Source organism: Alloalcanivorax xenomutans, assembly GCF_900217905.1.
GTDB lineage: Bacteria > Pseudomonadota > Gammaproteobacteria > Pseudomonadales > Alcanivoracaceae > Alloalcanivorax > Alloalcanivorax xenomutans.
In genome coordinates, this window is the sequence record NZ_OBMO01000011.1 from 31603 (window position 1) to 45407 (window position 13805).

Here is a 13805-nt window from a genome sequence, read left to right on the forward strand (position 1 = left end):
AGATTAGGCAGTAAGTGTTGCGGTTTCGTGATGATTGCCCTGTCTTTTTTTACAGCCTGTTAGGTGCGGAAGATGTCGCCACCGTGACAGAAAAAGGGGAAGGCCGGTTGTCATAAACTCTGTCACCTTCCGGTAATCGATTTGCCACCGTGCTCTCTTATCGTGCCCGATCTTTAGCGGGGTCTTTGCCCTGACATTTGCTTATCTAATCGGGAGAACATCATGGGAGCTTGCGTTCGCCACGCGGGCCGATGGCGTGCGGCTGTATTGCCGGCGTTGATCGCGTCCTTGCTGGCAGGTTGTGGTGGGGATACCGACACCAAGTTCGTTGACAAGATTGTCGAAGTGCCGGTGGAAGAGGACGTCCCCTATGTGGAGGACCTCTCCGGTGCGGAAACCTTTACCGCGAATATAATCGCCGCGCCGGATGGCGCTGATGACCAGTTCCAGCCGCACCCTGCCCCTGTGGTGAATGGTGTCACCGCGCGGGAAAAGGATGCGACGGTCATCAGTGGCTACCAGCGCTTCCAGGTCAATACCGATCTGAGCCTGACCAGCGGTCGTCTGAATCACGTTCGCGATGAAGGCATCTTCAGTGCGGAGTTCACCACCGGCGGCAGTTTGTCCCTGGTACCTCTGACCCGTTCCAACGGGCAATTCTCCTTTGAGCGCACCACCGCGTCCGCCAACCATGCCATCGACAACGGCCAGAACGTGATTCTGGCGGTAAACGCCGATCCGTATAACATGACCCAGGGCTGGAACATGGGTCTGATCAAAAAGGACGGGGTCACCTACACCGGGTTTTCCGATCGCAACGAACAGGCGATCGTGGTGTACCAGGACGGTTCGCCCGGCATTCTTGAGCAGGTGCCGGAGTTCACTCTGAATGTGTATCACAATGGCCAGTTGCTGGAGCCGCTGGGCAAGGTGCATTACTTCGATAACGCCAGCCAGGCCAACACCAGCTTTAGCCGTGGCAGTTCCGAACTGGAGCTGTACCCGGCGGAAAGCTATCGCGGCACTGTTGATCTGACCGGTCGCAGCGCCGCGCTGATCGCCGCCGAGGCCAATGGCGTCAGCGTGGTGGCGCGGGGCGACGGCGAGGTGAGCGTGCAATTACCGCCACTGTCCGGAACCGTGGTGGGGCGCGTGGAAGACCGTGCCCACTACGTGGTTCCCGCTGGTCATGCGTTGCTGGTGGATGGCGGCGCGCTGTCCGCGGGCAGCCGGGTGGATATCCGTTACGAAACCGACGATCCGTCCTGGGATCAGGTGGAAAGTGCCCTGGGGGCCGGCTTTGGCCGTGGTCTGTTGGTGAAGGACGGTCAGCTTGGCAGCAATCAGGATGAAGTGGCGGTAAGCAGCCGCACCGCTTTTGGCATTCGCGCCGATGGCAGCGCCTTTTTCCTGGTGGTGGACAAGCCGGTGGGCTCTCTCTACGACGGTATCACCCAGACCAAGCTGGGCCAGATCATGATCGGCTATGGCGCGGTGCAGGCGATCAACCTGGACGGCGGCGGCTCTTCCACGTTGGCGGCACGTCTGCCCGGCGAACGCTACACCTACCTAGTGAATACGCCCTCCGATGGCGCCGAGCGGGTCACCGCCACCAAGTGGGGCCTGGTGTTGAACGCGGAACAGGCGCGCTACGACGCTAACGCGGTGGCGGTTTACCCCCGGGAACTGACGGTGATGGCCGGAGCCGTTTATCGCCGCTTCCGGGGCGTGGGTTACGACAGTGCGTCCTGGGAAGGCGGCGGTGACATCCCGGAGTACGGCATCAGCGATGCGTCCCTGGGGTTGATCGACAGCCGCACCGGTGCCTTCAAAGCCGCCGATGCGGACGCGCAAGGGTATGTGGTGGTTCGGGTCGGCGAACAAAAGGGTGTGGCCCGTGTGCGCGTCACCAGTACCATCGACGAGATCCGCTTCCCCAGCGAGCAGTACGCGGTGGACAGCGGCAGCAGCCTGCAACTGACGCCGCTGCTGATCAGTGACGGCGACAGCGTGCACTATTCCAACGACGTCATCAGCTATGAGCTGGACAACACCGACGATTGCGCTCTGAATCCGGAAACCGGCGTGCTGTCCGTGGCGCCGGTGCAGGGGCGCAGCTGTACCGTCACCGCCACCGCCGCCGGAATGAGCGCCAGTACCGTGGTGAACATCGGCGTGGCGCCGGAACTGGTGACCGACTTCGAGGGTGACACCAGCGCCTTCGCGCCGGGCGGTGCGCGACACAAGGCGGTGAATATCGAGAAAGTATCCGATCAGGTATTTTCTGGTAACTACTCGATGAAGCTGAGCTGGGAAGCGGACCCCGCCCAGCCCGGCACTTTCGGCGCTTATCTCACCGATCCGGGCCAGGTCACCGAATTGCCGGGGTACCCCAAGTATCTGGGCGTGAACGTTTACATCCCGGATGAATTGGCCGGCAAGGTGTGGTGGGTGCGTGGCAGTCTCAAGGATGCCGACGGCAAGACCGTCACCTTGAACTACAACAACGATGGCGATGCCTTGCCGGAACGGGGCTGGCATTTCATGAAAGCGGAAATCGGGTCCGGCTACAGGGAACCGCTGCGTTTCTTCCAGCCGTTCCGCTTCCTGGTATTGAAGACCGCCGAGCGCATCGACTCCCACGTGATTCTGGACGACTTCACCGCCATCTACAGCGATGACACCGATCTCGCCGGACCAGGTGTGACGGTGTCGCCGCAAGCCGACGCCACGGTGGAGCAGCCTGATCCTTTGTTGTCCTTGCAGGTGCATGACGATTCCGGCGTGGATTTTGGCAGCGCTTATGTGGCTCTGGATGGCCAGGACGTTTCCGCCTCGCTCACCAACAATGGCCAGGACCGTATCGAATTTCAGAGCGCCGGTCTGGCGGACGGCTGGCACCGGGTGGACTACCGCGTGGCGGATACCAACGGCAACGTCACCGCCGGGGATTATCTGTTCCAGGTGCTGACCGGTGGTCCGCGCCTTTACATCGACAGTGCCAATATCCAGTTCTACCCCGGCGGCACCTTCCAGGTACCGATCCGCGTGGAGGGCGGCGGTAACTTCGGTGACTTGAATCTGAGTCTCGACTACGACGCCACCAAAGCCGCCATGACGGTGATCGACGGTGACCTGAGCGCCACCGATGTCAGCACCACGGAAGGCAACTGGAGCGGGCGCTTTACCGGGTTCAATGACGATACCGGCGTGGTGGCGTATCTGGAACTGAAGGTGCGCGACTACATCCAGAACACCTTCGTTTCGGTAGTGGTGAACGGCCAGTTGGATGGCGATACCTACTACCACCCGGTGGTGCGCAAGGAAGTGGGCAGCCGTTATCGTTTGCTGACCCACTGGGGCATCAGCGGCCAGCAATTGGACATGCTGGTGGTGGATCAGCAGGGTAACGCCGCCTCCGGGGTGACGGTGGAGACCTTCACCTACAACAGTGGCACGGACCAGATCAGTGACGTCGTGGTGCTCGGCACCACCGACGCGGAAGGCCGTCTGGCCGTGACCCTGCCCGCCGGCAGCGACTCCCAGGATTTGCTGTTCCGGGCCTATGACGATCAGGGCTCGTCGCTGATGACCGATGTGCAGGCATTGGTGGAACGGCTGACGCCGGCGCCGCGCCATGTGTACCTGACCCCGGGCAGTGATGGCTCTCAGGTGAACGTGACCTGGTACACCTCCACGGACGTGAGCGCCAGCGAGGTTGCCTACGGCGCTGGTTCCCTGAACCAGAGCGCCACCGGTGAATCCGGGATCCTGCCCTTCTTCTACGGCTCCGAAGCGGGCGTGGTGCGGGTGCATCATGTGGCGCTGGACAACCTGGCACCGGGCACCACCTACCGCTACCGGGTCGGCGATGGTGCGGGTAACCAAAGCGTCGAGTTCAGCTTCACCACCGATGACGGCGACGACCAGGTGAACATTCATCTGTTCGGTGATACCCAGACCCTGTCCAATGAAAACATCTTCAACGGCAGCGGTCTGGTGACGGAGCTGTACCAGAAAATGCAGGCGCAATTGCCGGACGGTGATCTGATTCTGCATGTGGGCGACCTGACCGAGGATTTGAGCGACTACCGTCTGGTGCGCTTGTTCCTGGAGTCCCTGGAAGGTGAGGGCATGTTGGCGTCCCATCTGCTGGCGCCCACCGAGGGGAACCACGAGGTGTACAACGAAGGCGCGGAGAAATTCGCCGCCATGTTCCGCTTCGACCCCACCGACAGCGGCGTGGCCGATCCCTTCGAAGGCGCTATCTACAGCTTCGATTACGGCAATACCCACATCGCCGTGCTGACCAGCGAACTCACCGAGGAACGTGACTGGCCGAAGATGATGGACTGGCTGCGCGCGGATATGAGCGCGTCCGACCAGACCTGGAAGATCGTCATGATTCACCGGCCGCCGTACAACGGCAACCCGGCCTCCGGCAATGGCCGCGTTATGCAGTACCTGCCACCGTTGGTGGATGAACTTGGCATCGATCTGGTGCTCTCCGGTCACGACCACATGTACTCGCGCAGTGTGCCGATGGCGGGCGGGCGGCCGCACCCGGCCGGTGCCACCTACCTGATCGCTGGTTCCGATTCGGCCAAGTACTACGACAACAACGGCGACGGTATCGCGAAGTTCGCCGATGTGCTGTTCGACGACAACGTCAATACCTACACCACGCTGCAAATCGACGGAGAGAACATGCATGTGCTGACGCGCACTCTCGATGGCACCGTGGTGGACGACACCATCATCACCCCGCGGGCGGGGCGTTAAGGAGCAGACCATGAAAATCGCCAAGACTTCGTTGAGCCTGGCCGTCATGGCCTTTGCGTTGACCGCCTGTGGCGGCGACGACACCCGTTACGTGGATCGTGTCACCGAAGTACCCGGTGACACCATCGAGAACCCGGTGGAGTACATGCCCGTGGATGGCCACGTGCTGGGTTTCTGGGTGATGGACGCGGATGCCGACTGCGAGGAGTTTTGCGTCAACGATTATTCCGCCTACGGTAATCCGCTGTACGCTCTGGATGGCAACTATCAGGAACTGGAAGCCGCGCCGCGGTCGGAGGAGGGCGGCGCTGTTGGCGGCGTGTTGGGTTTCGACGGCACCTATCAGCTGTCCACCCGGGAAAATTCGGTGCTGGCCAACACCGTGATCGGCGAGGCGTTCGCTTTGCATGTACGGGCTCGCAGTGCCGCTGACCCGCAGGGCTCGGTGTTCTCGCTGGGAAGCCAGGGCGCGCTGGCCTTTGATTTGCAAATGAACGGTGCCGCCGCGGTGCTGAACTTCCCGAACCAGGAGCGTCGTCTGGTGGTGGCGTTGGGGGACGCCGGCACCTGGCAGGAGTTGTGGGTGGGCAGTGACGGCAATCACGTCACGGTGCAGCTGGACTGTGAAACCGTGGCGGAGTTTGATCGCTCCGCCGGCATGCCTATTCTTTCCAGCCAGGCCACCGGTGCCATGGTCGGCGCCGCCTGGGGGAGCACGACGCGGACGCCATTCCAGGGAGATGTGGACCTGGTACGGCTGAGCGGTAGCGACGAAGCCAATCTGTTCTGCCCGGAATCCGACTAAAAGATATTGCCAAAAAAGGGGGCGGTCCGGGGCGGCATTGGCCGCCCCGGTCACCGTGTCCGGAATATCCCGCCAATGGATTGCTGCTTTTCGGTCATTGCCTGACCGGCCGGTCTCTCCTAATAAGGACGCTAGCCTGTTAAGGAGAGCCGATCATGACCGTCTATGCGTTAGCCCAAATCACCATCACCGACCGTGACGCTTACCAGCGTTACCTGTCCCGTTTCATGGAAGTCTTTCGGCAGTTCAGGGGACGGCTGCTCGCCGCCGACGAAGCGCCGGAGCAAGTGGAAGGGGAATGGGGTTACCAAAAAGCCATTCTGATGTCCTTCCCCGACGCCCAGGCCTTTCGGGAATGGTCACAGTCCGAGCAGTACATCACCATCGCCAGGGATCGCAAAGCGGGCTCTCATGGAGTGGTTTTGCTTCTTCAAGGTTTGCAGTAGCGGCGGTGGGGAGTAGATTGTAGACATCACTTTTGCAATCGGAGGGCAACGCATGCTGCGTCTTGATGTGGTGATCGCCAGTACCCGCCCCGGACGGGTGGGAAAAGCGGTGGCCGATTGGTTCTATCCCGTCGCCAGGGAGCACGGGGCGTTCGACGCCCGTCTGGTGGATCTGGCCGAGATGAATCTGCCTTTGTTGGACGAGCCCAATCACCCGAGAATGCAGAAGTACCAGCATGAACATACGCGCCGCTGGGCGGAGACGGTGGATGCCGCCGACGCCTTTGTCTTCGTGGTGCCGGAGTACAATTTCGGGCCGACACCGGCGTTGACCAACGCACTCAATTACCTGTACCTGGAGTGGAATTACAAGGCGGCGGGCTTCGTCAGCTATGGCGGCGTTTCCGGAGGACTGCGTTCGGTGCAGGCCACCAAGCCGTTGTTGACCACCTTGAAAATAATGCCGTTGGTGGAGCAGGTGATGGTGCCGATGGTGAACCAACACCTTAAGGACGGTGTCTTTGAAAGTAACGATCATCATCGGGACAGCGCTCAGGCCATGCTCGATGAACTGGAACGATGGGCCGGCGCCTTGAAGCCGCTGCGCGCTTCGTAATGCCGAGGGAGGGAGAGCACATGTCTGATCAATCCGATTTAATGGACGCCCTGCGTTTCGCGCTGAGTTCCCGGGCGGACGTGGACGCTTTGGAAACCGCCGAGGATTGGGCGCCGGAATGGCGGGCCCAGGCAGCCGAGGGTTTGTCGCCGGTGGCGCTGGCGGTCAGTGGTGGCTTTCTCTCCGATCGCCTTGCCTGGGCCTTCGCTGGCGGGTACCAGGCGGCGCTGCGCCGGTTGTTGACTCCCTTCCGGCCCCAATTGCTGGAGAACGAGTGGACGATGGCGCTGTGCGCCACGGAAAGCAGCGGTAACCGTCCCCGGGATATTCGTACCCAGGTAACCGACAACGGCGATGGCACGGTCACCGTCAGTGGTGAGAAGAGCTGGACCACGCTGGGGCCGGTGGCGGATGTGTTTCTGGTGGTGGCCCGCATCAACGGCCATGAACCGGAAGCCAGGCCGGCGTTGAAAGTAGTGGCGGTGCCGGCGTCTTCCGAAGGGATTTACTTCTCGGAGAAGACGCCGCTGGAATTCGTGCCGGAGGTGCCCCATCAGGCGGCGGCCTTCGACAATGTACGGGTGCCGCGAGAGGCGGTACTGCCCGGCGACGGTTACAGCGACTACGTCAAGCCGTTCCGCACCGTGGAAGACACCTTCATCGCCATCGCCACGCACGCCTATCTGTTGCGCGAAGCCCGCTATCGCGGCTGGCCGGATCCGCTCATCGAAGCTCTGGCCGCCAATTTGTTTTCGCTGGGCAGTCTGGCCAGCGTGGATGCCGGCAGCCCGGCGACCCACGTGGCGCTCGCCGGCCTGCTCGGTCAGGGGCAGGCCCTGTATGGCAGGGTGACCGATCAGTGGCGCGGCAGTGACAACGGGGACCCGGCATTGCGGCGCTGGCTGCGAGACCAGCCGTTATTCCAGATCGCCTCCAAACCACGGGAGCTGCGGGTCCAACGGGCCTGGGAACAGCTCGCCACCTTGTCCTGACCCCGGGTTGTCCTCAATCAGGGCCCGTGCCAGCCATGCTACCGGGACGGGCCTGTCTCACCGCCGAGATAGCCGACGATCATGTTGGTGAGCCCCTCGGCCACGTCTTCCTGCCGTAGCAGCCCTTCGTCCTGACTGACCTGTCGCACCATGGTGAACAAGGTGCTGTTGGCGACGATGAACATGCGCACCTGCAGATCCTCGATCGGGTACTTCTGGTGATGCTTGATGAAATACAGCCGCGCCAGCTCCAGGAAGTGCCCCTGTAGCACATCCGCCACGCGGGCCGTGGGCAGCCGGTGCCAGTTGCGGATCAGCTCCAGAAACAACCCCTCCCGGGAGTTGAGCATGTCGAAGCCGAAACGGATGGCGCCGCCCACCAGATCATGCAGGTTGGCGGATTCCGGCAGCGGCAGGCGTTTGAGCGCCCGCGCCACATCGTGGGCCAGTTTCTCTCCGAGGGCCTCGAACAAAGCGTCCTTGTCGCTGAAATACTGATACAGGGAACCGACGCTGACGCCGGCGCATTCGGCGATGCGCGGGGTGGTGGTGCCGTCCACGCCGTATTGGGTGATGCATTGGGCGGTGGCGTCGATGAGGGCGTCCACCATCCGCCGGGAGCGCCGCTGTCTGGGTTGTTTACGCATGACACTCCTTCAAGGCCAGGGTGGGCCCAAACGCGAATTGAATGCGAATACATATTCGCATTATGGTTCGGAGTAATACAAGAGGCCATCGCCCGCAGGAGATCCACCATGGACGCGTCCGTTACTCCCCGCCCGGCTCCGACCCGGGCCCGCCCGTTTGAAAAGACCCAGGGCCGCACGCCACTGTGGTTGCGGTTATGGTTGGGGCGCGATCTGGCGCCGAGCCGGGAGGAGTTCCAGGCGGCTCTGGACGGCCTGTGGGTAGGTGATCCGGCCATGGATGAACTGGTGGCGTGGATGGAAGAGTATGGCCGAGGCCGTGGCCACAAGTTGTTCCAGCAGGCACTGAAGCAAGGCGTGGACAGCCTGACGGATGCCCCCGAGCCGTTGGTGCGCTTCTTCCGGCGGGTGGAAACCAGGCCGGACTGGGTGAATCCGGAGCTGCTTGAGCTGGGCGCCCGCTTCATCCATGGCACCGGGGAGGGCGCCACCTTCGTGCTCCGTGATCTGGCGCTGATGGGGGGCTATCTGCTGTCCGGGTTCAATCAGTCGCTGGTGCTTACCGGGGCGCTTACCGAAGGTACCGGACGTCGGGTGGCACGTACCGGTCACTGGTGGATCGATTGCACCGAGGTCGGCGGTCTGGAGCCGCTGGCCGCGGGCTATCGCGCCACCTTGCAGGTACGCCTGGTGCATGCTCTGGTGCGTCGGGATCTGGACCGGCGTGAGGACTGGGATCATGAGCGCTGGGGATTGCCGCTGAGCCAGGTGGATATGGTGGCGACCTATCTGGGATTTTCGGTGGTCATGCTCAATGGTTTGCGCTTGCTTGGGATCCCGGTGACGCCCAGGGAGTCTCGGGCGGTCATGCACCTGTGGCGCTACGCCTGCTGGCTGATGGGCGTGCAGGAGCAGTGGCTGGTGGATACCGAAAAAGAGGGCGCGTTGCGTTTGCATCATACTTTGATGACCCAGAGCCAGCCGGACTGGACCACCCCGGAACTGGCGCGGGCGCTGGCCCGGGAGCCTCTGGCGCATCGTTTTCCCCGTCTTCAGAGCGTGCGCCGGCGGCTGCGCTATCACATGCATCTGAGCACCAGCCGCTATTTCCTCGGCAAGGAAAAGATGCGCCAGCTCGGTCTGCCGGAGCATATCCTGCCCTGGTTCCCGCTAATGACCATTGCTCCGCGCTTCACCTATTACAGCAGTCACCGTTTTCTGCCCGGGCTGCGGGAACGGCTGCAGCAACGCGGCCGTGCCTTCCAGAAAGCGGCGGTGGGCACGTTGCGGGAAAGCTGATCAAGAGCGTTGTCCCGATCCGGTCGGACACGGCACACTTGGGGCCTTGTCCTATCGGGAGAACCTCATGACAACAAGAACCTTTCTGATTACCGGTGCCAGCAAGGGCATCGGCCGTGCCCTGGCCCAGCGGCTGGCCGCCGCCGGCCACGGCGTGGTGGGCCTGGCCCGTAGCGCTGGCCAGGGGGACTTCCCCGGCACTTTGATCTCCGCGGACCTGAGCGATCGCGCCAGCACGGAGGAAGTGCTGGCGGATCTGGCCAACCGTTTTGACTTCGACGGCGTGGTCAACAATGTGGGCGCGGTGCGTCCGCAGCCGTTGGGCGAGATCGATCTGGATACCTTCGACAGCGTGCTGGCGCTGAATCTGCACCCGAGCATCCAGGCCACCCAGGCGGTATTGCCGGGGATGCGCCAGCGCGGCTGGGGGCGTGTGGTTAATATCTCCAGCCTGACCGTGCTGGGTATGCCGGGGCGCACCGCTTACGCCTCCGCCAAATCCGCTCTGGTCAATTTCACCCGCACCTGGGCGCTGGAACTGGCGAAAACCGGTATCACCGTCAATTCGGTGGCACCGGGCCCGACGGAAACCGAACTGTTTCGCGAAAACAACCCGCCCGGAAGTGAAGGTGAAGCGCGCTATCTGTCCGGTGTCCCCATGGACCGGCTCGGCCAGCCGGACGAAATCGCCGCCGCCATCGAATTTCTGCTCGGCGAGCATAGCGGCTACATCACCGGCCAGACCCTGTTCGTGGACGGCGGCGCCTCGGTGGGACGGGCGGCGTTTTCCTGACATGGCGTCAGTCCGGACAGGGCGTGCGGGAGCCCCCCCCTAGCCGAAGTTGCAGCAGCGAAAAAACTGGCCGCCCGCCATGGAGGACATGGAATCCGGTAGCGGAAGGTTGGTGACCCGGCAGAGGCCGGCGGCATCGGAGATAACCCACTTGCGGCCCCGGCCGCTGATCATATCGCTTTCCCGGAAGCGGGCCAGCAATCTGGAAAGCGTTTCCGGGGACATGTTCAATTGCCTGGCCAGAACCTTGACGCTGACCGGCAGGGTCAGCCAATGGCTTTTTTGTTCCTGGATCAAGTCAAGGAGGTACATCACCAATCGTTGGCTGGCATTGGTCACGGTCAAATGATCGAAGCGATTGACCGCCTGATACAACCGGCCCGACATCTGCTCCAGCAGATAGAGAGCAAAGCGGGAATCGTTGGTGGCCAGTTCGACGAGACCTTCTTTTTGTAACCGGTAAAGATCGCAGTCGCTCTCCGCCTGGGCGGAGAGCGGGTAGACGCAGGGGTTGGAAAACATGGCGGTTTCGGCGATCAAATCCCCCTCCCCCAAGACCTGGTAGACCTTGTCCTCACCGTCCAGGCCGGCACGGTAAAGGCGAACGATTCCCGTCTTTACCAGGAAGAATGCGTGTGCCTCATCACCTGACGCAAACAAATGTCCACCGCACGGCACGGATATGGAATGCGCGCCCCGCGTGATGACCCGCAAGGCCGGTAATGCCACCCCGGAAAACAGGGCGGTCTTGCTCAGTGCTTCGATTACGGACACGGCCCACCCACCGAACTGATAAAAGTCATTTTTGTTTGAGAATGATTATCAGATGATAGGCTCTCCTGTCTTCAGGAGCAAGGAACGACCTTTCATCTTCGGAGAAATGCCATGAAACCGCTTCTTAGCATTGCCACGATTCTGGGGATCTTCACGCTGCAACTGGGCGCCGGCGCGATGGCCGGAACCCCCGGACTGACCGGCGCCTACTATGGTGATTATCTGATTCAGGTCAGGACCACCGACGACAACACCATTTGCGCCACCGGCCTGGCTTATTACGACTGGGACTGGGATTTTGATAACGCGGAAATGACCATCACCAACGGCCAGGTGAACGCCAGCTTTCTGGGCATATCCGGCATTTTCAATTACGCCTTGACCGATATCAGCTCCGGGAGCACGACGATTCCGTTTACCGATAACGGCGATGGTACCTATTCGTTCAATTACAACTTCAAGGTGTTCAATCCGCTGTTTGGCAACCCCAACAAGGATACCGGGATCACGCTGGAGATCACCGACAGCGGTGGTGTTCTGATCATCGATACCATCGATTCCGATGGCGACGGGGTCATCGGGCACAACCTTCCGGCCTCGCCATTCCCGGCTAATTTGTCCATTGAACTGACCGGCTCCGCTTACTGACAGGCAACCGGCGAAGGCGGGCATGCCAGGCGTGCCCGCCACCGTAAACATCAGGATTGCTCCCATGAAAGCTGATACCAGATTGAGAATGGTCGCGCGCGTTGCCGCCGTCATCCTTGCATTGCAAAGCGCTCTCGGCCTGGCCGGGACCACGGGGCTGAACGGTACCTATATCGGTCGTTATTCCCTGCATATGAACAGTCCCATTACCTTACCGGCGGAGATTCCGCGGGCGCCGATCAACCAGTTGTTGACCAGCCCGTACGATAACAGCACTTACTACAACCGGCTTGGGGGCAGTCGTTCCACGCAGTATTGGCAGTGGGACTTTGACAACAAAACGATCACTCTCGGAGGAGGGTGGATATATGCCTTGCAGACGGCCTCGCCGCCGTTCCAGTTGTTCAGCCCGGGTCGGGAGCGAATCGATGGGCAGCTCTTTCCGGAAAAGACGCCTGATCCATCCGAGGTGACCGGCACTTTCATGGACAATGGCGACGGTACATACACCGCGCAATTCGCCTTACAGATCTTCCTTGATTTCGCCGGCTACCCTCTCGGCGTGATCACCACGGATTTCGAGATACAGGAAGCCGATGATGGCAGGCTTTCGATCACCACTCTTGATGGGCCTGATGGTGACAGGATTCCGGGGCGCTGGTTGCCGGCCATGTTCGAGGGGCAACCCAACGCGGTGTTTCCCTTCCGGGTCTCTCCCCAGTTCGAAAGCGCGGTGATGTACCCGGACGATGGTGCGGACAGTAACGGCGATGGCGTGACCGATGCCCAGGCACAGGCCTATGGCGTAGCCGTCGATACCGTTCTGGACGTTGCCAGGCGCGGTGACATCGTCACCATGCCGATCGATGCCGACAACGACGGTATCGCCGATTTGATCGAAGGCGCCAACGGCGCGGCGGATGATTCCGTGGCTGCCGGCATACAGCTGCTTGACGGGCGCTTGGTGACGTTGACCAACAGCAGGGGAAACCGCTTTCAATTGGGCAATACCGTCACCGGCATCGACACCCGTTATTTTGAACCCGGCTCGGTGGGCGAGTCCTTGCCCCTTATTGCCGGAGACGGCGCGGAGCTGAGCTACCATCTGGGCCAGATTCAGTTTGCCACCACCGCCAGGGATACCGATTGGGACCGGTGGAACAAGGAATTCATCGAGCCGTATGCGGGGGAATATCTCACCGCCAAGAAAGACTGGTTGTTCCGCAAGGCTGACTACGAGGCGTATAGGGACAGTCTCGGGGATCAACCGACCGAGCAGCAACAGACGTTGCTGGCGCGCAAGAAGACGCTGATGGACAACCATGCCGCCAGTATGGAACTGGCCCGGCCCGCGTTCGAAGCCGGAATCAGCGCGTGGCGTGCGCAGGGAACCGGACTTTTCGGCGAAGCCTTCGAAAATGACTTTGAAGGGTTCCTGGATGAAGCGGGTATTGTCGACTACGTCAAGCTGGGCGAAGAGCTGTCCGACGGCACGGTGGTGTATCGCCTGCTTCCCGATGCGCCACCCATGCAGCTGGAATTCGCCGGGGGGATCCCGGAAGGGCTCCGGTTGTTCACCGTCCGGCGCGTGCTCAACAGTACCTCCGAGGTGATCAACGGAGAGGAAATTCTGGCACCGACCATCTGGGCCAGCCTGGCGGTGGAGGTGCCGTATACCCGGCTTGACGAACAGAGCGTGCGGTTCACGGTTTCCACCCATATGTTTTCACCCATTGATGAAGACCAGGACATCGTCGCGCTACCGGACGATTACCCCTACGAGGACGGCGGGCGACTGGTCAACCTGGTGCTCGCCACCACCGAGCCAGAAGATTCCGGCGGGGACGGGGACGGAGGCGGAGATGGCGGCGGCGATGGTGATGGTAATGACGGCGCCGGTGGTGGCTCCGGTTCCGGGGGTGGCGGCACTCTCCCCCTGGGATTGCTGGGGTTGATTTCAGTCTTGCTCATCCGCCGCAAGAGATAGGTGCCGTGGGACGCCT

The 13805-nt window shown here is 61.5% G+C and carries 11 protein-coding genes; 9 read left to right on the forward strand and 2 right to left on the reverse strand.

The window, feature by feature from the left end; all coding sequences use genetic code 11:
• Window positions 1-222 precede the first annotated feature (222 nt).
• The 5 genes from CRO06_RS10145 (at window position 223) to CRO06_RS10165 (ending at window position 7641) form a co-directional block, all read left to right on the forward strand.
• Window positions 223-4782: a phosphodiester glycosidase family protein gene (locus CRO06_RS10145; protein WP_244902810.1), complete on the forward strand. Its 4560-nt coding sequence runs from the start codon at window positions 223-225 to the stop codon at window positions 4780-4782.
• 10 nt (window positions 4783-4792) lie between these two features.
• The gene (locus CRO06_RS10150; RefSeq protein WP_097058369.1) at window positions 4793-5587 is read left to right on the forward strand and encodes a LamG domain-containing protein; all 795 of its coding nucleotides are present in this window, start codon (window positions 4793-4795) and stop codon (window positions 5585-5587) included.
• A 155-nt stretch (window positions 5588-5742) separates the two neighbouring features.
• Entirely contained in the window at window positions 5743-6033 is a 291-nt protein-coding gene (locus CRO06_RS10155) for a DUF1330 domain-containing protein (RefSeq protein WP_097058370.1), read from the forward strand.
• Window positions 6034-6085: 52 nt separating this feature from the next.
• A complete protein-coding gene (locus CRO06_RS10160; protein ID WP_022994168.1) occupies window positions 6086-6649 on the forward strand; it encodes an NADPH-dependent FMN reductase in 564 nt (187 codons plus the stop codon).
• 20 nt (window positions 6650-6669) lie between these two features.
• Window positions 6670-7641, forward strand: a complete 972-nt coding sequence (locus CRO06_RS10165; protein WP_026949727.1) for an acyl-CoA dehydrogenase family protein — start codon at window positions 6670-6672, stop codon at window positions 7639-7641.
• Window positions 7642-7679: 38 nt separating this feature from the next.
• Here the strand turns inward: CRO06_RS10165 and CRO06_RS10170 are convergent, their stop codons facing one another.
• A complete protein-coding gene (locus CRO06_RS10170; RefSeq protein WP_063140286.1) occupies window positions 7680-8288 on the reverse strand; it encodes a TetR/AcrR family transcriptional regulator in 609 nt (202 codons plus the stop codon).
• Window positions 8289-8396: 108 nt separating this feature from the next.
• Here CRO06_RS10170 and CRO06_RS10175 point away from each other — a divergent pair, with 108 nt between their 5' ends.
• Together CRO06_RS10175 and CRO06_RS10180 are read left to right on the forward strand one after the other, a co-directional pair.
• A complete protein-coding gene (locus CRO06_RS10175; protein ID WP_055099707.1) occupies window positions 8397-9587 on the forward strand; it encodes an oxygenase MpaB family protein in 1191 nt (396 codons plus the stop codon).
• Between the two features lie 67 nt (window positions 9588-9654).
• Window positions 9655-10380: an SDR family oxidoreductase gene (locus CRO06_RS10180; protein WP_097058371.1), complete on the forward strand. Its 726-nt coding sequence runs from the start codon at window positions 9655-9657 to the stop codon at window positions 10378-10380.
• Between the two features lie 39 nt (window positions 10381-10419).
• Here the strand turns inward: CRO06_RS10180 and CRO06_RS10185 are convergent, their stop codons facing one another.
• Entirely contained in the window at window positions 10420-11154 is a 735-nt protein-coding gene (locus CRO06_RS10185) for a Crp/Fnr family transcriptional regulator (RefSeq protein ID WP_097058372.1), read from the reverse strand.
• A 111-nt stretch (window positions 11155-11265) separates the two neighbouring features.
• Between CRO06_RS10185 and CRO06_RS10190 the strand changes: the two genes are divergently transcribed.
• Together CRO06_RS10190 and CRO06_RS10195 are read left to right on the forward strand one after the other, a co-directional pair.
• On the forward strand, window positions 11266-11802 hold the full coding sequence (locus CRO06_RS10190) for a hypothetical protein (RefSeq protein ID WP_097058373.1): 537 nt from the start codon (window positions 11266-11268) through the stop codon (window positions 11800-11802).
• 64 nt (window positions 11803-11866) lie between these two features.
• Window positions 11867-13789, forward strand: a complete 1923-nt coding sequence (locus tag CRO06_RS10195) for a hypothetical protein (RefSeq protein WP_097058374.1) — start codon at window positions 11867-11869, stop codon at window positions 13787-13789.
• Window positions 13790-13805: the final 16 nt, after the last annotated feature.